The organism is Sporosarcina sp. Marseille-Q4063 (assembly GCF_018309085.1).
GTDB lineage: Bacteria > Bacillota > Bacilli > Bacillales_A > Planococcaceae > Sporosarcina.
In genome coordinates this window covers 1551665-1571214 of the sequence record NZ_CP070502.1, presented here as the reverse complement: position 1 = coordinate 1571214, position 19550 = coordinate 1551665, and the positions used below count along the sequence as shown (strand labels likewise).

The window sequence follows — 19550 nt, the reverse complement described above, 5'->3', positions numbered from 1 at the left end:
TATGCAAAATCTTTTTATAGTGATGATGGAAGCATATACACTTTTCACAGATGCACCTATTGAAAGGATTTTGTCGATTAAAGGATCCACTCATTTCAATCGGGGTGACTTTACCTTTTTTAGTCAGCACGGCAAGGCTGCTTATGCATATTGGAGCCGGCTTGTTTGTTTGACAGAAGAAGAAACTTTGGCTTGCGGGGATGCTCATGACGAAGCGGTTGCCATGCTGTTTAAGAAACAAAAAGTGTTTAAGGATAATCGAATCACAAATGAATATATTATAGAGATATCTAATAGGTTTGATTGTATATGCCGCATCGAACTCTTCTTTCCGGAAGGACTAAGCGGTGTGTTATTCTCCGTAAATCACGAAGATATGCAATGGATGGCGGAAATGAAATTGCCATTTCAATTTAGAATGATTAGTGAACCAATGCTCGCGGAACTTAAGAATCATTGTGTTGATAATTGAATACAATCTTATAGAAAGGATGTCTTCCTAATAGGGGGGCATTCTTTTCTTTTGTTGCTTTAGAAACTATAAAATTATGGACTGCGAATATCTTCAAATAAAGAGGGTTCACATCTAGCTCCTGGCGCCAACCCGGGTCATAAGCATTCTGGCTGAACTACAATCTCCCTTGGAAAAGATTGCAATGCCATTGGATTATTTATGCCTGACTAGACAAGACAGGTCATTGCGCTTTTGATCTTTGAGCTCGTATCAGATTATTTCTCAATTTTGTTCTCGTAACGTGTTTCGCACGATTTTGTTCCCGTAACGATGCCTGTTGCTCCCGTAACGGAACAGTTTGCTCCCGTATCGCACTGGTTTATTCCCGTAACGTTTTTTTGCACGATTTTGTTCCCGTAACGACGTCCATTGTTCCCGTAACGGAATAGTTTGCTCCCGTATCTCACTGGTTTATTCCCGTAACGTTTTTTCGCATGATTTTGTTCCTCGATTCCCATTGCTAAACTATTCTGGAAAGCGTATATTTAGAGTGTCGAAGTATCATGCGCGAAAGTGGGAATAGTATGTGGAAGTGGTTTGCGGATTGGAAGAAGAAAGTTTCTGCATTTAATAGAAACGTTAAATTGTTCATGCTTGCAAATGTACTCATTTCGATTGGAATGGGTGTTTTTATGGTTATGTATAATCTCTATATCAAAGAGCTTGGCATGCCGGAAACGATAAACGGTAAAGTAATCTCGATGACGGCGCTGGCATCTGCGATCATGCTTATTCCTGCTGGATTTTTAAGCGATAGATTCGGGCGGAAATGGATGATAATCGGCGGGGCATTATTTGGCGCGATTACGTTGTTTTATCGTAGTATGACAGTTGTAGAAACGCCGATTGTTTATGCTGCCTTTTTAACAGGTATTTTTATGGCATTCGTTCAAGTTTCTGGTGTTCCGTTTCTTGCAGAGAACACAAAACCTAAAGAACGTGTTCATATGTTTAGTATGCATTTTGCTTTAATGACAGTTGCGAATGTCATTGGAAGTTTATTTGGCGGAGTATTATCGGATGTTCTTCAAGTCACATTATCGCTCGGCGCAGTGGAATCAATCCGTTGGGCTTTACTAATCGGTGCGATCACTTTCACGATTGGGCTTATCCCGCTATTCAAACTGCAAAATAAGAATCCAGAGCCTATTGTTGTAAAAGAAGTCCTTGAGGAAAAACCTGAGATTGACGATAGTTTAAAAAGAAACCTCATTCTCATTTTCCATTTCTCGTTTGCAAGTCTGCTCATTGGACTCGGATCGGGATTAGTAATTCCATATTTGAACTTGTACTTCTCGAATCGTTTCGATGCTTCCAATTCATTTATAGGCCTAATTTTGTCATTGGGATCTGGAATGACAGCGGTCGCTATGCTTATCGGGCCAGTATTAGTGAAGAAAGTCGGGAAAGTGAGAGCCTTAATATTATTCCAAATCGTATCCATCCCATTTTTGATATTGACAGCTTATACGACATCTCTCCTACTCGCTTCTATCGGGTTTTTGGTGCGGCAAGCGCTAATGAATGCGGGGAATCCGATTCAAAGCGCTGTGGCAATGGAAATCGTTTCAGACAAATATAAAGGGCTAGCCAATTCCATCAATCAAACCGTTTTCCAGCTAGGGTGGGCTACTATGGGACCGATTGCTGCGGGGCTCGTCATTTCATTTGGTTCTTATTGGGGCTATACATATGCGTTCAGTATAACCGGAGTCTTGTATGTAATTTCGTCAACGTATTATTATTTTATTTTTGGGAGAAGAAAGTTGTCGGAGGAATGAACCAATTCAAAAATTCCTCCTAGTGAGAGATTTTCAAATCGTGTTATTAAGGTTTTGTTTACCTTTAAAAAGCAGCAATTACAAAATCAATAATTCACCGAGTTAGCTATTTCCACTAATGTTTCTGGTGTTACTTCATCGGAAACTCTTTTATCGATAGATAAAAGATATTGAAATCCACCTTTTTCGAATGCGAGAATATTAAATCCCTGCATCATTGTAGTACTAAATATCGCTTCATTACTATTACTCAATTTTAATGTTCGTTCAATTTTATCTTCATTTATTTTCACCTTCACATTGATAGGCCTTATTTCGATATTATAATGACTCTGTCCTAAGTTTTGATTTAGATAAGTAATTTCAAAGTAATCATTTTGATTCCCTTCCAAATTAGTAAGTCTACCTAAATTATGAGTGAAAACAATTGGTGGAAGTTGAATGGGTAAGACAATATCATGTTCAAAATGTTTCTCGCTTTCCTTAAGTGCTTCATGAACTTCTTTATAGCCTACGTCAAGAAAATTCTTATCAAATCGGTATTCTTTTGCATAAGAAAAACTGAAGAAAGAAATAGAAATAAGGATAAGAAATAATAAGAAAGGAATCAGTCTATTATTCTTCACTTTGATACACCCCCATATACAATATGAAATGAAATTATAAGTTATCATTCATGTTTAAAGGGTTTCTTAAATAAGAATATTTATTTGATACTACTCTATGATTTAGTGCGCAGTCGTGAGACTCCCGCGGGAAAGCGAAGTGCGAAAGAGAAGTTCACTCTTTCCTTAGCCGAGACCCTGGACTGAGCGCAGCGAGGGAAGCGGCAGGGAAAGATTGAACTATATCTTTCCGCACTGTGCGCTCGCCCGCAGGAAAGCGAACATAGTGCGAAAGAGAAAATCGCTCTTTCCTTGGAGCACTAAATCATTTTTAAAGAATGCAAACTTATTTAGTCATACACATGAAAAGTCATTAATTCGTGAATCATTTTCTTAATGTTTTCTTCTTCAGGTGGTGTTTCACCGAGCCATTTAATGGTGCCGTCCGGTAAGTATTCGCCGGTATACCTGACGCTCTTAAAGAAAAAGGAGAATGTCCAACCTGGTAGTTGTGTGTTTTCGAACATTGGTTTATAGCTAAAATGTTGTAGCATAGTAGTACCCCTCTCATAAGACAGAACCGTATCGCATAAAATTGGAAAAAGACATGCGAAAGGATGCTGACTTGTTTATTGATAAATTGAAGCAGTCCATTGAGGACGAATTCAAAGATTACCACTTTTATAAATCGATGTATAAATTGACAGATGATCCATTGTGGAAAGATTTCATCAAGCATGCGTATGAAGATGAAAAAAGTCATTATGAAATGTTTCAACAACTCTATTATATGCTTACGGGGAGGTTTGTACAAAACCCGAAGAAAAGATTGCCTTGTTATAATTTGAAAGAGTGTGCAAAACAAGCGCTTCTTGATGAATTAGAAGCTGTGGAAACTTATAAGTTGATGCTGTTATCGATTCCAATTCAACAAGCGTATAATCCAATATTCATTGCCATGAATGATGAAATGGAGCATGCCATTCGATTTTCAACGATGTATAATGCTTTGTAACAATGCGACTAATTTTTCCGTTTGCTTTTATTCTGTTATAATTAAAAAGTAGCGAAACGGAAAAAGGTGAAGCAATTGGATTTTTTATGGACATTATTATTTATGGCATTAATCGGAGCGCTTATTGGGGGTTTTACAAACCATTTAGCGATTAAAATGCTATTTAGGCCGCATGAGGCAAAGTATATCGGCTCTTGGCGGGTACCTTTTACCCCTGGGCTAATTCCAAAGCGACGAGATGAGTTGGCAAGGCAATTTGGAAAAACGGTTACGAACTATCTTTTGACGCCTGAAACGTTTAAAAAGAAATTATTAACGCCGGAGATGGAAGAGAAGGCAGAGAAATTTCTTCAACAAAAACTAGAGGAACATGTTTTGCATTCGGACAAAACATTGAATGAGTGGTTGGAAGTTGCAGGTGCTACTGCTGTTCCAGAAAAAATCGAACGAAAAGTTGTCGAGTTAGTCGATGATCGCCTTTTGTTAGTTCGTAACAAACTGACAACAGGGACTGTAGAAGATTTGCTTCCAGAAAAATGGCGGTTGGAAGCGGAAGAACGAATTCCGCAAATAACGACCTATATTTTGAAACAATCGGAACAGTATTTCGAGTCTGATGAAGGAAAAGCAATGTTTCGTAAGTTGATCGATGATTTTCTTGCATCGAAAGGGACGCTCGGTAGTATGGTAAATATGTTTTTCGGAGAATCAGAATCACTTGTTGGGAAAGTTCAGCGTGAAGCGTTAAAATTCATTGCAGCGCCAGGCACTTACAATCTTGTGAATACAATTATTTTAAATGAATGGGAAAAACTCCAAAAACGTCCAGCGAACGAACTGCTTGCTGGTTTTGATTGGGACGGACTGTTTGGGTCGATTAAGGGCTATGTGAAAAAAGAATTGGCGATTGAATCCCGCCTGGATAAGACTTTACAGGATTATTGGCCTGATGGCGCAAATTGGACAGCTAGTCATATCACACCGACCTTAATTCAATTCGCTTTCGGGCAAGTCGATAAACAATTAGAAAAATCGCTTCGCAAATTGAAAATAGATGATATGGTTAGAGAGCAAGTCGATTCATTCCCGGTGGAAGTGTTGGAAGATCTTGTACTAGGCATTTCAAGACGTGAATTCAAAATGATCACAGTTCTAGGTGCAGTGTTAGGCGGGGCGATTGGTATTGTACAAGGTTTAATCGTATTTGCGACAAATCTTACTTAGGAGGAATTATATATGACTGTAAATATTTACGATGATTTAAACAGACTGGAAGCAACATTTAGAAAAACGACTGAGTTTTCAGAGGTTCAACAAGCGGTTGCGGTAGTTAAAGCGGATGAAGATGCATTGGCGTTGTTCAAAAACTTCCGTAAAATCCAGCTTGACCTGCAGGAAAAACAAATGGCTGGAGAAGAAGTAGAAGCTGATGAACTGGAGTACGCGCAGAAAACAGCACAGCTCGCTCAGTCAAACGAAAAAATTATGGCGATGCTGGAAGCGGAAATGAAGTTAAGCGGGTTAATCGAAGAGGTTAATCGTGTGTTAATGAAACCTGTCCAAGAAATATATGAATCAATCTAAAGTAAAACCGGCAGGCTGGTTTTATTAAAAAACCGGCAGGTCAGTTTTATTAAAAACTGGCAGGTCAGTTTTATTAAAAAACTGACTTAGGTCGGTTTTTATTTTTGTCTTTTTTCTTGAAGAAAACGTGCATTCCTTCATCTTGAGCGATACAATAAGGAACTAGAAAATAGAAAGTTGGGAAATGCCATGCAAAAAATTAAAATTGAAAATACATTTGCACAAGACTGGATTCGTATGTTTGCGCATCTGGCGAATCTTTTCTTTGAACAATGCGAAATTATTACTGAGGATGCAGAAAATGCGAGTAAGGTGGATTTTATCTTCAAGGAACTTGAAGGAAATAAACTTTCTGCAAAAGCGATTTTGAATTATGAAGGAAAACAATATGAAGCAACGTTTTCGGAAATTGAGGAAGTTGGTGATGCGAAAGTTAAATCTCGTCAATTAAAGAGAATTTATTCGCATGTGTTTTTGGAAGTTCTTGAACAGGCAACTGAAATGAAACAATCATGGGGAATTTTAACGGGCATTAGACCGATGAAGTTATATCATAAGTATCGTCGAGAAGGACTTGATTCGGAAGAAGCGGTTGAAAAAATCATGAAAAACTATCGGGTTTCTCGTGAAAAAGGAGAACTGTTAGCTAAAATTGCAGCGATCCAACTTCGTTCAGTTCCTGATTTATATGATCTAAAAGATGAAGTGAGCATTTATATCGGGATTCCTTTCTGTCCGACAAAATGTGCTTATTGCACGTTTCCTGCTTATGCGATTCGCCGAAAAAGCGGTCGCGTCGAATCGTTTTTGGATGGTCTGCACGAAGAAATTCGTGAAATGGGAAGATGGCTTACAGAAAAAGATATGAAAATCACGACGATTTATTTCGGCGGTGGAACGCCAACGTCTATCGAAGCGGAAGAGATGGATGAACTGTACAAGACGATGTACGAATCATTTCCGAATATGGAAGCCGTTAGAGAAATTACAGTAGAAGCGGGGCGCCCGGATACCATTACACCTGCGAAAATAGATGTGTTGAAAAAATGGGGCATTGATCGGATAAGTGTTAATCCACAGTCTTATACGGATGAAACGTTGAAGGCAATTGGTCGCCACCACACTGTTCAAGAGACAGTGGATAAGTTTTGGTTGTCGCGGAATATGGGCATGAAGAATATTAATATGGACCTGATTATTGGCTTGCCGAATGAAGGCATGGCGGAGTTTGAACACTCGCTTGCGGAAACAGAAAAAATGCAACCTGAATCATTAACCATCCATACATTATCTTTCAAACGGGCATCTGAAATGTCGCAAAATCGAAATAAATATAAAGTGGCCGATCGGAAAACGGTCGAACAAATGATGAAGCTCGGGGAAGAATGGAACGAGAAAAACGGCTATGATCCTTATTATTTATATCGTCAAAAAAATATTTTAGGTAATTTAGAAAACGTTGGCTATGCAAAACCAGGGGAAGAAAGCATTTACAATATCGTCATTATGGAAGAAGTACAAACGATTATTGGCGTTGGATGCGGGGCTTCAAGCAAGTTTATCGACCGTAACACTGGGCGAATTAAACAATTTTATAACCCGAAAGATCCAGCGGCGTATATATTGACGTACGAAGAATCAATTGAGAAAAAACTGGCGTTTCTTGACGGGATTTTTCCCGAAACTGTCAAAAAATAAAGGACTTTCAATGAAAGAGTCGAATAGCATTAATTGAATGGTTATTCATTTCATTGAAAGAGGTGCAGTTATTTTGTATAAAACAGTAGAATTAAAAACGGAGGGGCGTCTTGCCCGTCTAACATTGAACAGACCTGCGTCCATGAACGCAATGGATGGAGTCATGATGAAAGAGCTTGCAGATGTGTTTGAATCGTTGAAAAAGGACGCGACTGTGCAAGTTTTATTAATTAATGGTGCAGGGCGTGCATTTTCTGCGGGTGGAGACATCAAAGCGATGCTCGATCCGGACAACCCGATGGAAATCGGCGATATCATGGGGGATGTTTCACGTTTAGCTCAAGCCCTTTACACATTGCCACAAATTACGATTGCGGTTGTTCACGGCGCTGCTGCAGGCCTGGGGTTAAGTGTCGTCCTTGGTTGTGATTACATAATCGCAGAAGAAGAGGCTAAAATCGCGATGAACTTTATCGGCATCGGATTAGTGCCAGACGGAGCGGGTCATTTCTTCTTGAAAGAGCGAGTAGGCGTTCCTAAAGCGAAAAATCTAATTTGGACAGGACAAGTGCTGAATGGACAAGCAGCCCGTAGCCAGGGACTGATCGATGAAGTGGTTGCTGAAGGGAAAGCGGCTGAGCACGGAGAGCTATTGGTTCATAAGTTGCTTGCTTCACCAATTGCGTCAATGATTGCGACGAAAAAAATCTTGCATGAACAAAAAACGAAAGAACTTGAACGCGTTTTGGAAATGGAAAGCGAAGCGCAACAAGCGATGCGTGATACGGAAGATCACTTGGAAGGCATTCAGGCGTTCGTGGAAAAACGGAAGCCTGTGTTCAAGGGGAAGTAATGAATAATCTGCAATGGACCAACAAAAAAAATGCCAAGCACCCACTATTTACATGGGGGCTTGGCATTTTCTATTTATATTTAGCCGCTGTTTCACGCCATGAAAAATATCCTTTTTCAACAGCGCGTATTAATAATTCAGCAGTAGCAATATTGGTCGCTAGCGGGATTCCATAAACATCACAAAGACGAAGCAAAGCACTGACATCGGGTTCATGGGGTTGTGCGGTTAGTGGGTCGCGGAAAAAGATGATTAAGTCCATTTCCCCAGTTGCAATCATGGCGCCGATTTGTTGGTCGCCACCCAAAGGCCCGGACATTAATCTATTGATGGATAGATTAGTTTCATCCATAATTCTTTGACCAGTTGTACCCGTTGCATATAGTTCATATTTCGAAAAAATCGGTTCATATGCAATTGTAAAGTTAACCATTTCATCTTTCTTTTCATCATGAGCAATTAATGCGATTTTCAATTTATGCACCTCTTTTATTATGAGTGGAATAATAGCAATTTTCCTGAAGGTGAAGCTAAACGGTGTGTTGTTTCGAGTAGTTTTTTCCCTTCAAGGATTATTTGTCCCTTTTCAATTGCATCCTCATCTGTTGCCGCTTCTATGGACTCGTCCATAATGACTTTTCCTTTTGGTTCATACGCCGTCAATTTATATACTTTCATCTAAATCCCCTCCATATGTATATTGTTTAGTATACTACGAAAGTTCAAAAAAAGGAATTTGTAAAGGGTGCTTGACATATGATATGGAAGTAAAGTATCCTTTACGCAAAGGTCGCTTTACCCTGGGAGGAAAAACCATGACATCAACCATTAAGTCAATGCAAAGAGCGTTTATTGTATTAGGTTCTTTATTTTTACTGTTCTCAATTATGTTTTCAACCGCGACATTATTCGTTGGAATTTTTCCTGTTGGGCATGAGTTAATGATGTTATCGATTAGTATCATGGTATTTTGTAACGCATATTTATATCCGCAATTTAAGTCAAATGATGAACGTTCAAGAGTGATTCGGGAAAAGGGAATGTTTTATAGTTATTTTATTCTAGTTGGATTTTTAGTTATTTTTATGGCGCTGTTTCAATTAAACCTTATCAATTTAGATGGTTATCAAATGGTTTGTGTAATTGCCTCATTGCTAGTTAGTACTGTTTTTAGTTCAATGGTTGTTGTTTCAAAAAGAATTTAGTGACGGGAGAGTATCGAACTGAAAAACTTGATCAAGGAAAAGCGTACAGCGCTCGGATTAACGCAAGATGAGCTTGCAGAAAAACTGGAAGTATCACGACAAACGATTATCTCCCTGGAAAGGGGAAGGTATAATCCGTCACTTGTCTTGGCGTTTAAGATTGCGAAGTTATTCGATTGCCTGATTGAAGATGTATTCACACCGGAGGAGGAATGAAATATGAGTACAAACATAATATCTGTCGAGTTTTTAACCGGTTTACCGCTTGCTGTCGTAACTACACTACTCCTATTTTTTATTATGTGGCGGATTGGTAAAAAGCGCCATTGGTTCGATGAACGTTTTAGAACGGTGCATGGGCGTGCTATGTCAATATCCTGGCTTGCAACAACTGTCGGTATTTTAGTTGTCTGGATGATTATTATTCTTATAGAAGGTCCAGGCTTAGCATTTTGGCTGATTACCGGCTTGTGGGTATTTCACATGACGACCTTTGGAATTGCATCTATGATTGCGAACAGGAAAAACTGATAAATGAAACTTCTACTTAATAGATTCGTATAAAAGAATAGACAGTTTGATGAAAGGGGTAATTAAATGGTTTTACAGCTTGAACATGTAACGAAAAGATTTGGTGATTTTACCGCGGTTAATGATTTAACTTTATCGGTCGGAGATGGTACGATGTACGGATTTCTAGGCGCGAACGGTGCTGGTAAAACGACGACTTTCAGAATGATTCTAGGGTTGTTAAACGCAAACGAAGGCCGGATCACTTGGAATAATAATCCCATTAACTACAAAACAAGTCCTGAAATTGGCTACTTGCCAGAAGAACGCGGGTTATATCCGAAGATGAAAGTGGAGGAACAACTTATTTTTCTTGGACAATTGCGCGGAATGAATAAATCAGATGCAAAAGCGGACTTGATAAAATGGCTAGAGCGCATGGAAATTCCGCATTATGCAAATAAAAAAGTCGAGGAACTTTCCAAAGGAAATCAACAAAAAATCCAAGTCATTGCATCTCTTCTTCATAATCCAAAGTTATTAATCCTAGACGAACCGTTCTCGGGGCTCGATCCAGTGAACGTTGAATTATTGAAAGAAGCGATTATCGAGTTTCGTAACAACGGTGCGACGATTATATTCTCGAGTCACCGGATGGATCATGTTGAAGAGTTATGTGAGGAGCTTAGTATTATTCATCATGGCAAGCAAATTGTCAGTGGAACGCTTCGTGAGGTAAAGCAATCTTTCGGAAAGCAAAATGTCCGCATTAATTCGGATAATGATTTATCGAAGCTAGATTCGATTTCAGGTGTGACCTCAGTGAACAAATCGATTGAAGGTGCGCTTTATCAAGTGGAATCCGAGCATGTCGCCAATAAATTATTAACGGCGGCGTTGGAATCTGGTCCAATCCGCCATTTCGCAATTGAAGAACCATCGCTTCAAGATATATTTATCGAAAAGGTGGGGAAAGCGCATGCGTGAATTTCTGATTATTTTCAAACAGGCATTTATGACGAAACTAAAGACCAAATCATTTATTCTAACGACGGCATTCATGATTGCAGCTGTATTTTTATTTGCGAATATGACATCCATCATTGATACCGTGACAGATTTGACTGGCGGCGGTGAAGATGAAATTTATGTTGTTGATGAAAGCGGTGAACTGAGTGTTTCATTGAAAGAAAAGTTGGATGCTACGAATAGCGGCATTGTAGTTAAAACGACGACCGAATCGGAAAAAGCTTTAACAGAAAAAGTTTCGAATGAGGAAATCGATTCTTTCCTTGTAATTGGATTGGATGCAGAAAACACAATCCAGGCTGACTACACATCATTGAGTGCGCTTGATTTTGGTCGTTCTGCGATGATTATGGAAGCGTTGCAATCAATTCAATCGGAATTGAAAGCGGAGCAATTATCACTTTCGCCGGACCAACTTCAAACCTTGTTTTCACCAATACAGTTTGAGCAACATTCCGTTTCGACTACGACGAAGTCCGAGGAAGAGTTAAGTGAGGCACGCGGACTTGTTTATATACTTGTCTTCCTGATCTACTTTACGGTTATTTTTTATTCAAACATGATTGCAACAGAAGTCGCAACAGAAAAATCGTCCCGTGTAATGGAAATTCTGATATCAAGCATTTCTCCGGTTAAGCATATGTTTGCCAAGGTTTTGGGAATTGGATCACTTGGTCTTGTACAAATGATGTTATTGGGAATTGCTGGGTTCATAGCAGTGAAAACATCAGCTTCGAATATGGTAGAAGGGGTTTCTTCATTTTTTGGATTTTCAAATTTAAGCGTGTCAACTATTGTTTTCGCGGTCATTTTCTTTTTGCTGGGCTACTTCCTATATGCAACAGTCGCAGCACTTCTGGGCTCACTCGTTAGCCGAACAGAAGACGTGCAACAAGCGATTATGCCAATTATGATTCTAGTGATTTTGGCGTTCATGATTGCGATGCCGGGACTTACAAATCCAGAACTTGGTTTTCTGAAATATGCATCCTATGTACCGTTTTTCGCGCCGCTTGTGATGTTTTTGCGTGTCGGTATGTTGGATTTACCGCTATGGGAACCGTTACTGTCTATCGCGATTATGCTCGTGACAATCTTAATCTTGGGCGTTTTTGGCGCTCGTGTTTATCGAGGCGGCGTACTTATGTATGGTCCTTCGCGTTCATTGAAAGATATCAAGAAAGCGATTCAGTTAGGAAAAGAATAATATGTAAAAATAAGACTTCACAAAACATCGCGAAGTCTTATTTTTTATGGTAAAATAGGAACAAGTATTCGACTTCAGGGGAGGAGTTATTTTGTCGACGATTCGTTTTCTTCATGCAGCTGATTTACATTTAGATAGTCCATTTAAAGGGATGACGGGAATGCAGGCAAATCAGTTAGTAAGTTTGCGTAATAGCACATTTGCGGCTTTTGAACGGCTGATTGAGCATGCACTGCATTTAAAGCCAGATTTCGTTCTTATTGTCGGGGATATCTATGACGGCGAGAATCGAAGTTTACAGGCGCAGTTGAAATTCCAAGAAGGAATGAAAAAACTGAGCGACGCGCGTATTCCCGTCGTAATTTCATATGGGAACCACGATCATTTAGGCGGAAGATGGACAAGATTTGAATTGCCGGAGAATGTCCATGTGTTAACTGAAAATGTTGAACAGATTATGCTCAACATTCGCGGTGAACAGGTGAATGTTTACGGTTTTAGTTACAAAGAGCGCCATGTCCGGGAGTCGATGATTACGAATTACCCTGTAGCGGAAAATGGGCCCGCATTTCATATCGGCATGCTTCATGGAAGTTTAGCGGGAGATGAAACGCACGCGGTTTATGCGCCGTTTACAAAAGCGGAATTGCTGCAAAAGCATTATGACTACTGGGCGCTTGGACATATTCATTTACGCCAGCAGCTGCATATGGATCCGCCAATTGTTTATCCAGGAAATCTTCAAGGGCGACATCGAAATGAGCGCGGCTTAAAAGGATTTTATGAAGTGAATCTTTCTAAAACCGAGACAGCACTTAATTTTATTCCAACGTCTGAAATTATCTTCGAGCGAATCGATATATCGTGTGCTGGAATTCGGCATGCAAATGAGTGGATAGAAATTTGCAAGGGATCGATTGACAACTTTAAAGAAAAACATGGCTCGGGAATCATCGAATTAACGATGACTGATGTAGATTATGAAACGGCTGCTATGTTTGACCAAACACCAGTTGAGGAATGGCTCGATGTACTTCGCGATGTGGTTGAAGAACGAGAATCATTTGTTTGGGTACAATCTCTATCATTCGAGAAAAAGCTTGCAGCAACAGCCGTAGGGGCATTGGAGCAGTCGGTATTCAGTATGATAAACGAATGGAATGAAGATGAATGGAAAGAAATATTAAACGATGTCTACCAACACACGCGCGGCGTGAAGTATTTACCAGTTTTAAGTGAGGATGACATTCAGGAAGTGAAAGAGAAGGCGATGACTATCATGAAAGCGAATGAGGTGACTTTGTGAAAATTGAAAAGTTATTGATTTATGGATTCGGAAAACATGAAAATATCTCGATTAATTTTAGTTCCGGGTTGAATATTGTTTACGGCTTGAATGAAGCCGGAAAAACGACCATCCAACAGTTCATTCTCCATGTGTTATTCGGCTTTCCGCAAAGAAATAGCGCCTCATTACGTTATGAACCGAAATCGGGCGGGAAATACGGTGGCCAAATTCAGTTGGTGGATCAGGTTTATGGACGTTGTACGATTGAACGAATACGCGGAAAATCTTCCGGGGATGTCACAGTTTATTTTGAAGATGGGACAACTGGTGGGGAAGAGGACTTAAAAGCGCTATTAAGACATTATAATCGAGCCTCATTTGAATCAATCTTTTCATTTTCCTTGCTTCAATTGCAAGATTTCGAAAAAATGGATGAAAATGAACTTAGTCGAACCCTACTAGCATCGGGGACAACGGGTGTTGATAGCCTGATTCAACTGGAGAAACAAATGGAAACGGACATGGGTGAGCTGTTTAAGAAGTCGGGCAGAGTTCCGAAAATGAATGTTAAAATGAAGGAACTACGTGAACTTGAAGTATCCCTAAAAGAAGAACAAGCAAAAGTGGAAGAATATGCGCCGTCCATTTCGAGAATCCATGAAATTGAAGAACAACTATCTTCACGGCGAAATCAAGAAAGCAATCATCGGAAACAATTGGAACAACTTTCACTTCACAGACAACGATTGCCGCTTCAACTGAAAAGAGAAGCCCTTCGACAACAATTAATGCGGATTGGAACAACAAGTTTCCCAGCTGACGGTATACGCCGCCTAGAGTCGACGACTGGTAAATTAATTGAAGCAAAAGCGGCTAAACATAGAATTGAAGAAGAGTTAGCAGAGTTTAATGCGCGCATGCCCCAAAATGATCATGGCGACCAACTTTCCAAAATCGACGACCTATTAGCGAAAGAATCGGAGTGGCACGGTTGGCGTTCTACTAAAACTACCTTAAGCGATGAGATCAGTCGTTTAGAAAGTTTGAAACAACGATTACTTGATCGGCTAGGGGTCAAAGGCGACGATGGCTATCAACTCATAATCGAAGCGGATGTTTCACTTCGTAAAGAAGAAGAAATGCACGAACTTCTAAATGAATTAACGAAGTTGAACAATCAAACCGACTTTGCTGAAAAACAATATGCAATGATAGAGCACGAGGCGGAACAAGTACGTGAGCAACTTGAGGCATTGCCAACGCCATCCGCTGAAGAACGTAAGCAAGCCGAAGAATGGCCAAAAATTCAGCAACAATTAGCCGAAGCCAAGGCATATATTTCGTTTAATAAACACGCTAGGAAAGAAAGCAAGTCTCAATTATTACCAATCGGAATGCTATTGATAGCTATTGCTTTTGTGGGTTTTGGGGTAATTCAATTGCAGTGGTTTTCTATCGTTTTAGGTGTGATTATTGGTGGAATTGGCACGTTCCTTTATTCAAAAAAAGGCGTTGAAGATGATTCGAAGCTAACCGCGATGGAAAAATTTGTTTCCACTCATGCCCATAAAGAACAAGAAATGAAACAACTCTCAGACTATATTGAGTTTTATATACGTGAAAAGAATCGGATGGAAGAAGCTGGTCATGCGCTCGGGATAAAAGTTAAAACCGCCAAAAGAGAACTTGATCGCTTGTCTATCTTAAGGTCTCAAACTGAGGTGCATTTTGATGAATTTATCGGCGCATATGGCTTTGACGGACTTCCGTCGCTAGGAATTATTCCAGAGTTATTTCGCATGATCCGGGAAGTGCAAGAAGTTGGAAGAGAAATGAAAGATGCCAATAATCAGCTGCGTTCGATTGAAACAAAACTAGAATACCGATTTGAGGAGATTCGACATATCTTGCAACAAGCTGTTTCAAAGGATAATTTATATGAAGTGTTGCGTAAAACCTTCATTCAATTGAAAGAAGAGATTGAAACAAAGAAATCTCTAACGACAAGAATCGAGCGGATAAAGCCCTCGTTAGTCGAAACAAATGAACTTATTGATACACTCGTATTAAACCTGCATGCGTTGTTGAAAGAAGCGGGGGCGGAAACAGAGGAAGACTTTTACAAGGCGTATGATCTTCACCAAGAAGCAAACCGACTAAAAGAACAGGTAGGATCTTTGGAATCACAAATTGCAGCAAGCGGTCCGGCGTATTTTGAAGAGCAGACAACCGAAAATGAAATTGAAGATAAAATTACTTTTCATGAGACTGGGTTGTCAATAATTGCGGATGAAGTCGATATGTTAATTAACGAAAAGGCGGCCCTTGTTAATAAAACAGAAAAGCTTCTTACAGACGAAACCTACGGCCAGTTACTTCAACTCTTTGAAATTAAAAAAGCAGAACTCGCAGAGCTTGCAAAAGAATGGTCTGCGCGAAAAGCAATTAGCGAGGCCATCAATCGAACGATGATGGAGTTGAAAGAAAAGAAATTACCAGAGGTTCTTAGTCATGCTGAGCAGATGTTTAATGAGCTGACGGATGGTAAGTATACCGCGCTAATCATAACGGAAAAAGGGACATTCGAAGTTTTATCAGGAAATGGCATGCGGTATCCAATTATTGAACTTAGCCAGGCTACGAAAGAACAAGCCTATATTTCACTGCGAATGGCACTCGCGGCATCGATTTTGGAAACGGCGCCATTCCCGATAATCATGGATGATCCATTTGTTCACTTTGACGAAGAGCGATTATCGCGTATGATGAAATTAGTGGATTCTGCACGCGTTCATCAATTTATCTATTTTACATGCCATAAAAAAATGAAGGATTATTGGGCAGATGGTACAATAATTAATGTTTCAGAAATTGGAAGCGAACAGGGGGCGGTTGTTTAATGAAGAAGTTACTCGATTACAAGGTAGGCGAAACAATAGATCTTTATCTATTGATCAAACAGTCTACTAAAGGTGTTACAACCCAAGGAAGTCCATTTATGACACTTATTTTACAAGACAAAAGCGGGGATTTAGAAGCGAAATTATGGGATACGACGGATGAGCATATGAAACTGTATCCTGCGTCAACAATTGTAAGAGTAGGCGCAGATATTCATGAATATCGCGGGAAAAATCAGTTGCGCATTAAAAGCATACGTCCAATTAAAGAAACGGAAAATGTAACGATATCTGACCTTGTTCCTTCAGCGGAAAAAAGTAAAGAAGTGCTGTATGAAGAGTTGATGGAGTTTTTCTTTGAAATGGAAAACCCGCAGATACAACGAATTACGCGACATTTATTGAAAAAACATGAAGCGGCGTTTTTGACGTACCCAGCTGCGACTCGAAATCATCATGACTACGTTTCAGGATTAATCGACCATGTAGTTTCCATGTTGAAATTAGGGAAATCATTGGCCGAATTATATCCGTCGTTGAATAAAGATTTATTGTACGCGGGAATTATTCTGCATGATATTGGTAAAGTGATTGAACTATCTGGACCTGTCGGGACGCAGTATACGCTTGAAGGAAATCTTATTGGACATATCTCAATTATGGTCAATGAAATTTCAAAAGCAGCGGATGAACTAGAAGTTACAGGAGAAGAAGTCATGCTCTTGCAACATATGGTCCTGTCCCATCACGGAAAAGAAGAATGGGGCAGCCCGAAACGTCCGATGTTAAAAGAAGCGGAAATCCTTCACTATATTGATAACATCGATGCGAAAATGAATATGTTGGACCGTGCACTTGGCAAGACGAGACCTGGGGAGTTTTCTGAACGGATTTTCCCATTGGATAATCGTTCGTTTTACAAACCGACCTTTGAGTGAGAAAAGAGCATAATCGGCAATGAAAAAAGGCTATCCGCATGGATAGCCTTTTTTTCATTGAAAAGATAAAAACTTTGTACTGTGAAGATCTTCTAACACAGAGATTTCACGTCTAGCTCCAGGCGCCAGCCCCTCGGGTCATAAGCAATCCCGCAAGGAAGAATGCAATTCAATTCTTCCCCAAAGAAGAATTGAACTGCATTCTTCCTCGGCATAGACCGCCACGTCGCGGGATTGCTTATGCCTGTCGGGGCTAAACGGGCACCTTGCGCTTTTGGTTTCCTTATTTTTCTGTTCCTTGCCAGTTCTCAAGTACAGATTTAAACGTTTCGTCTTTCAGGTCAACGTCGACTTTTTTTACTAGATTAGCTAATGCTTCTTCAAACTTCTGTTTCTTAAGTCCATTTTCAATGCCTGGTTTCAACTCTTCATATGTTTCTTTAAGCTCGGCTTCACGTGTCTCCGTAACTTCGATTACATGATAGCCGAAGCTTGTTTTAACAGGTTCGCTCAGTTCTTTTTCTGGAAGGTCAAATGCTGCATCTTCAAATTCTTGCACCATTTTTCCAGGGCCGAACCATCCCAAGTCTCCGCCGGTTTCTTTCGCCACAGGTTCTGTAGAATATTCTTTGGCAAGTTCAGTGAAATCCCCGCCATCTTTTAGTTTTGCGATGACTTCTTTAGCCGTTTTTTCGTCGTCTACCAAAATATGACGCGCATGTATTTCTTTTTTCATTTTCTCGTATTCTGCTTTAATTTGTTCTTCTGCAACTTCATCTAAATTCCCAATTAATTTTTCATTTAGCACTTTCAGTTCAACTTGTTGTTCGAAAAACTCTTCCGTCCAATTCTGTTGTTTAAGAAATTCCTCGAAATTTTCGCCGTAAGTTTCTTTTTGTTCTGCAATGGCTTCATTTAATTCCTTATCGGTAACTTTATATTCGTTAGAAATTGCTTTTTTCAGTAATAAATTTTCAAAAGCCTGAGCACCAACTGATCCTTTCATCTCGTTGTATAAATCAGCTTTTGTAACACTTCCGGCTTTTGTTGTAGCGATTACTTCATTGTCTGTAGCATTGTTATCGCTACATGCGGAAAGTGCAAGGATGGAAGCGGTTAATGTTAGTGCAAGCATTGTTTTTCTCATATGAAATCTCCCCTAAATTTAATGTGCAACAGTTGTTACTATATCATATATTCAGTCTTAAAACAAAAAGCTTTTGCGGTTATTTGCCTACGAACCTCTCAACAGTGTGCATACGATAAAGAGAGAAAGGGGGTGCTCCCGTGAGCGGATATAACCATGGTACTTCGGGCTTTGCGTTAATTGTTGTGTTGTTCATTTTATTAATTATTGTCGGTGCAGCATACATGTATTAAGTAAGAATGAAAAAGTCCAGTTTCCCATATGGGATACTGGACTTTTTCAGGTATCTGTTTCAGAATGGACAATAGGTCCATTGTTATTTTCTATACTGCCAAAAGGACTTCAACGAAAAATGAGAGCATTAATATTGTAATGAGAATATTAACAGTCGTAAATATTTTCGATTGTTTTTCTTCGGGGATTTCCCTTGTCGCGCAAAGTATATACGTCATTCTATTTATTTGATATAAGTAAAATAATGAGAATAGAACTGTTACTACAAGGATCAAATGCATTTCCTCCCCTTCAATCATCTATATATTATAATAGCATAAAATGATTATGATTGAAACAGAAGCATTCTCATTTTCTTATTAGGTTGAATTTCGTGCTGACGTCAACTCGCCACTTTCATTATCAAATGTATTTTCAATATTGGTAATGCCGCGTTCAAAAATTTCCATAAAGTCTTCACCATAAATATTTCGTACGACAGCCATCACTTCTAAAAATTCAGGGAATTTCCCGTATAATTGCTTAATTGGCAGTGAACCATCTAGTATTCTATGTTCGGTATCGTAATAGCTTTGATTCATCTCTAGTATTAGTTTTTCGCCTTCATCTGTTACAGTAACATACGTGTTTCGACGATCGTCTTCTAATTTGTAAAATTTTAAGTACCCTCGTTCTTCTAATTTCTTTGAAAAGTTGAATGCAGTAGATACGTGCATGACACCGAATTTCGATATATCCGAAATTGTAGCTTCTTTGAGATGATAAGATAACCACAAAATATGGTGTTCATTAATATTCAAGTCATAAGGTTTAATCCATTGTTGCCAATCTTTTTCTACTGCTTTCCATAAAGCTTTAGACAGTTGAGCAATGCGCTGGCTAAAGATCATCGCTTCTTTTGGTGAATATTTTTCCTCCAATAGTAAGACCCCCGCTTTCTTAAATCGTCTTCTTTTATTATAGCAGGAAAGCAAACGATAAAGAAGTGAGAATTGCGAAAATTTCTTTTTAGAATAAAAAAGGTTATCCAAATTTTATGGAT

At 39.3% G+C, this 19550-nt stretch carries 24 protein-coding genes; 16 read left to right on the top strand and 8 right to left on the bottom strand.

From position 1 onward, the window contains the following. Positions 1–25: 25 nt before the first annotated feature. Positions 26–472, top strand: coding sequence for a hypothetical protein (locus JSQ81_RS08055; protein ID WP_212607135.1), 447 nt, complete (start codon positions 26–28; stop codon positions 470–472). 257 nt (positions 473–729) lie between these two features. On the opposite strand, the gene JSQ81_RS08050 is transcribed toward JSQ81_RS08055, so the two are convergent. Continuing rightward, positions 730–972 carry a hypothetical protein gene (locus tag JSQ81_RS08050; protein ID WP_212607134.1) on the bottom strand — a complete coding sequence of 81 codons (243 nt, stop codon included), beginning with the start codon at positions 970–972 and terminating at the stop codon, positions 730–732. Between the two features lie 66 nt (positions 973–1038). Here JSQ81_RS08050 and JSQ81_RS08045 point away from each other — a divergent pair, with 66 nt between their 5' ends. Next, on the top strand, positions 1039–2295 hold the full coding sequence (locus JSQ81_RS08045) for an MFS transporter (protein ID WP_212607133.1): 1257 nt from the start codon (positions 1039–1041) through the stop codon (positions 2293–2295). 86 nt (positions 2296–2381) lie between these two features. On the opposite strand, the gene JSQ81_RS08040 is transcribed toward JSQ81_RS08045, so the two are convergent. Both JSQ81_RS08040 and JSQ81_RS08035 read right to left on the bottom strand, forming a co-directional pair. Continuing rightward, positions 2382–2921: a hypothetical protein gene (locus tag JSQ81_RS08040; protein ID WP_212607132.1), complete on the bottom strand. Its 540-nt coding sequence runs from the start codon at positions 2919–2921 to the stop codon at positions 2382–2384. Positions 2922–3250: 329 nt separating this feature from the next. Further along, the gene (locus JSQ81_RS08035) at positions 3251–3454 is read right to left on the bottom strand and encodes a YheE family protein (RefSeq protein ID WP_212607131.1); all 204 of its coding nucleotides are present in this window, start codon (positions 3452–3454) and stop codon (positions 3251–3253) included. A 71-nt stretch (positions 3455–3525) separates the two neighbouring features. Between JSQ81_RS08035 and JSQ81_RS08030 the strand changes: the two genes are divergently transcribed. The 5 genes from JSQ81_RS08030 (at position 3526) to JSQ81_RS08010 (ending at position 8050) form a co-directional block, all read left to right on the top strand. Further along, positions 3526–3915 (top strand): ferritin-like domain-containing protein, encoded by a 390-nt coding sequence (locus JSQ81_RS08030; protein ID WP_212607130.1) that lies wholly within the window; start codon positions 3526–3528, stop codon positions 3913–3915. Positions 3916–3981: 66 nt separating this feature from the next. Beyond that, positions 3982–5139 (top strand): DUF445 domain-containing protein, encoded by a 1158-nt coding sequence (locus JSQ81_RS08025; RefSeq protein ID WP_371812526.1) that lies wholly within the window; start codon positions 3982–3984, stop codon positions 5137–5139. A gap of 12 nt (positions 5140–5151) precedes the next feature. After that, the gene (locus tag JSQ81_RS08020) at positions 5152–5499 is read left to right on the top strand and encodes a YlbF/YmcA family competence regulator (protein ID WP_212607129.1); all 348 of its coding nucleotides are present in this window, start codon (positions 5152–5154) and stop codon (positions 5497–5499) included. A gap of 189 nt (positions 5500–5688) precedes the next feature. Continuing rightward, entirely contained in the window at positions 5689–7197 is a 1509-nt protein-coding gene (locus JSQ81_RS08015; protein WP_212607128.1) for a coproporphyrinogen III oxidase, read from the top strand. Between the two features lie 70 nt (positions 7198–7267). Then, on the top strand, positions 7268–8050 hold the full coding sequence (locus JSQ81_RS08010; protein ID WP_212607596.1) for an enoyl-CoA hydratase: 783 nt from the start codon (positions 7268–7270) through the stop codon (positions 8048–8050). Positions 8051–8120: 70 nt separating this feature from the next. Here the strand turns inward: JSQ81_RS08010 and mgsA are convergent, their stop codons facing one another. Further along, positions 8121–8534, bottom strand: coding sequence for a methylglyoxal synthase (gene mgsA / locus JSQ81_RS08005; protein ID WP_212607127.1), 414 nt, complete (start codon positions 8532–8534; stop codon positions 8121–8123). A gap of 8 nt (positions 8535–8542) precedes the next feature. Beyond that, positions 8543–8728, bottom strand: coding sequence for a YhzD family protein (locus JSQ81_RS08000; protein ID WP_212607126.1), 186 nt, complete (start codon positions 8726–8728; stop codon positions 8543–8545). Between the two features lie 137 nt (positions 8729–8865). On the opposite strand from JSQ81_RS08000, the gene JSQ81_RS07995 reads away from it, so the two are divergent. The 8 genes from JSQ81_RS07995 (at position 8866) to yhaM (ending at position 17127) form a co-directional block, all read left to right on the top strand. Continuing rightward, entirely contained in the window at positions 8866–9255 is a 390-nt protein-coding gene (locus JSQ81_RS07995) for a hypothetical protein (RefSeq protein ID WP_212607125.1), read from the top strand. 18 nt (positions 9256–9273) lie between these two features. Next, positions 9274–9471, top strand: a complete 198-nt coding sequence (locus JSQ81_RS07990) for a helix-turn-helix transcriptional regulator (protein WP_212607595.1) — start codon at positions 9274–9276, stop codon at positions 9469–9471. A 3-nt stretch (positions 9472–9474) separates the two neighbouring features. Further along, positions 9475–9786: a DUF2178 domain-containing protein gene (locus JSQ81_RS07985; RefSeq protein WP_212607124.1), complete on the top strand. Its 312-nt coding sequence runs from the start codon at positions 9475–9477 to the stop codon at positions 9784–9786. A 66-nt stretch (positions 9787–9852) separates the two neighbouring features. Then, the gene (locus tag JSQ81_RS07980; protein ID WP_212607123.1) at positions 9853–10752 is read left to right on the top strand and encodes an ABC transporter ATP-binding protein; all 900 of its coding nucleotides are present in this window, start codon (positions 9853–9855) and stop codon (positions 10750–10752) included. After that, on the top strand, positions 10745–12001 hold the full coding sequence (locus JSQ81_RS07975) for an ABC transporter permease (RefSeq protein WP_212607122.1): 1257 nt from the start codon (positions 10745–10747) through the stop codon (positions 11999–12001). Before JSQ81_RS07980 ends, JSQ81_RS07975 begins: the two co-directional genes overlap by 8 nt. Before the next feature lie 91 nt (positions 12002–12092). Further along, entirely contained in the window at positions 12093–13307 is a 1215-nt protein-coding gene (locus JSQ81_RS07970; protein ID WP_212607121.1) for a metallophosphoesterase family protein, read from the top strand. After that, complete coding sequence (locus tag JSQ81_RS07965; protein WP_212607120.1) at positions 13304–16189, top strand: ATP-binding protein; 2886 nt, start codon at positions 13304–13306, stop codon at positions 16187–16189. Before JSQ81_RS07970 ends, JSQ81_RS07965 begins: the two co-directional genes overlap by 4 nt. Then, positions 16189–17127, top strand: a complete 939-nt coding sequence (gene yhaM, locus JSQ81_RS07960) for a 3'-5' exoribonuclease YhaM (protein ID WP_212607119.1) — start codon at positions 16189–16191, stop codon at positions 17125–17127. Before JSQ81_RS07965 ends, yhaM begins: the two co-directional genes overlap by 1 nt. A 283-nt stretch (positions 17128–17410) precedes the next feature. On the opposite strand, the gene JSQ81_RS07955 is transcribed toward yhaM, so the two are convergent. Further along, the gene (locus JSQ81_RS07955) at positions 17411–18274 is read right to left on the bottom strand and encodes a peptidylprolyl isomerase (RefSeq protein ID WP_212607118.1); all 864 of its coding nucleotides are present in this window, start codon (positions 18272–18274) and stop codon (positions 17411–17413) included. 140 nt (positions 18275–18414) lie between these two features. Between JSQ81_RS07955 and JSQ81_RS07950 the strand changes: the two genes are divergently transcribed. Beyond that, positions 18415–18507: a YjcZ family sporulation protein gene (locus JSQ81_RS07950; protein ID WP_212607117.1), complete on the top strand. Its 93-nt coding sequence runs from the start codon at positions 18415–18417 to the stop codon at positions 18505–18507. 90 nt (positions 18508–18597) lie between these two features. Here JSQ81_RS07950 and JSQ81_RS07945 read toward each other — a convergent pair whose 3' ends face one another. Both JSQ81_RS07945 and JSQ81_RS07940 read right to left on the bottom strand, forming a co-directional pair. After that, positions 18598–18783 (bottom strand): hypothetical protein, encoded by a 186-nt coding sequence (locus JSQ81_RS07945; RefSeq protein ID WP_210471261.1) that lies wholly within the window; start codon positions 18781–18783, stop codon positions 18598–18600. An 84-nt stretch (positions 18784–18867) separates the two neighbouring features. Then, positions 18868–19428, bottom strand: a complete 561-nt coding sequence (locus tag JSQ81_RS07940; protein WP_256437731.1) for an HTH-type transcriptional regulator Hpr — start codon at positions 19426–19428, stop codon at positions 18868–18870. Between the last annotated feature and the right edge of the window lie 122 nt (positions 19429–19550).

Coding starts and splice junctions, on each gene's coding strand:
- JSQ81_RS07980 (WP_212607123.1), top strand. CDS start 9,853: ATGGTTTTACAGCTTGAACATGTAACGAAAAGATTTGGTGATTTTACC.
- JSQ81_RS08050 (WP_212607134.1), bottom strand. CDS start 972: ATGGGAATCGAGGAACAAAATCATGCGAAAAAACGTTACGGGAATAAA.
- JSQ81_RS07955 (WP_212607118.1), bottom strand. CDS start 18,274: ATGAGAAAAACAATGCTTGCACTAACATTAACCGCTTCCATCCTTGCA.
- JSQ81_RS07985 (WP_212607124.1), top strand. CDS start 9,475: ATGAGTACAAACATAATATCTGTCGAGTTTTTAACCGGTTTACCGCTT.
- JSQ81_RS08035 (WP_212607131.1), bottom strand. CDS start 3,454: ATGCTACAACATTTTAGCTATAAACCAATGTTCGAAAACACACAACTA.
- JSQ81_RS08020 (WP_212607129.1), top strand. CDS start 5,152: ATGACTGTAAATATTTACGATGATTTAAACAGACTGGAAGCAACATTT.
- JSQ81_RS07975 (WP_212607122.1), top strand. CDS start 10,745: ATGCGTGAATTTCTGATTATTTTCAAACAGGCATTTATGACGAAACTA.
- JSQ81_RS08045 (WP_212607133.1), top strand. CDS start 1,039: ATGTGGAAGTGGTTTGCGGATTGGAAGAAGAAAGTTTCTGCATTTAAT.
- JSQ81_RS08055 (WP_212607135.1), top strand. CDS start 26: ATGGAAGCATATACACTTTTCACAGATGCACCTATTGAAAGGATTTTG.
- JSQ81_RS07995 (WP_212607125.1), top strand. CDS start 8,866: ATGACATCAACCATTAAGTCAATGCAAAGAGCGTTTATTGTATTAGGT.
- yhaM (WP_212607119.1), top strand. CDS start 16,189: ATGAAGAAGTTACTCGATTACAAGGTAGGCGAAACAATAGATCTTTAT.
- JSQ81_RS08000 (WP_212607126.1), bottom strand. CDS start 8,728: ATGAAAGTATATAAATTGACGGCGTATGAACCAAAAGGAAAAGTCATT.
- JSQ81_RS08015 (WP_212607128.1), top strand. CDS start 5,689: ATGCAAAAAATTAAAATTGAAAATACATTTGCACAAGACTGGATTCGT.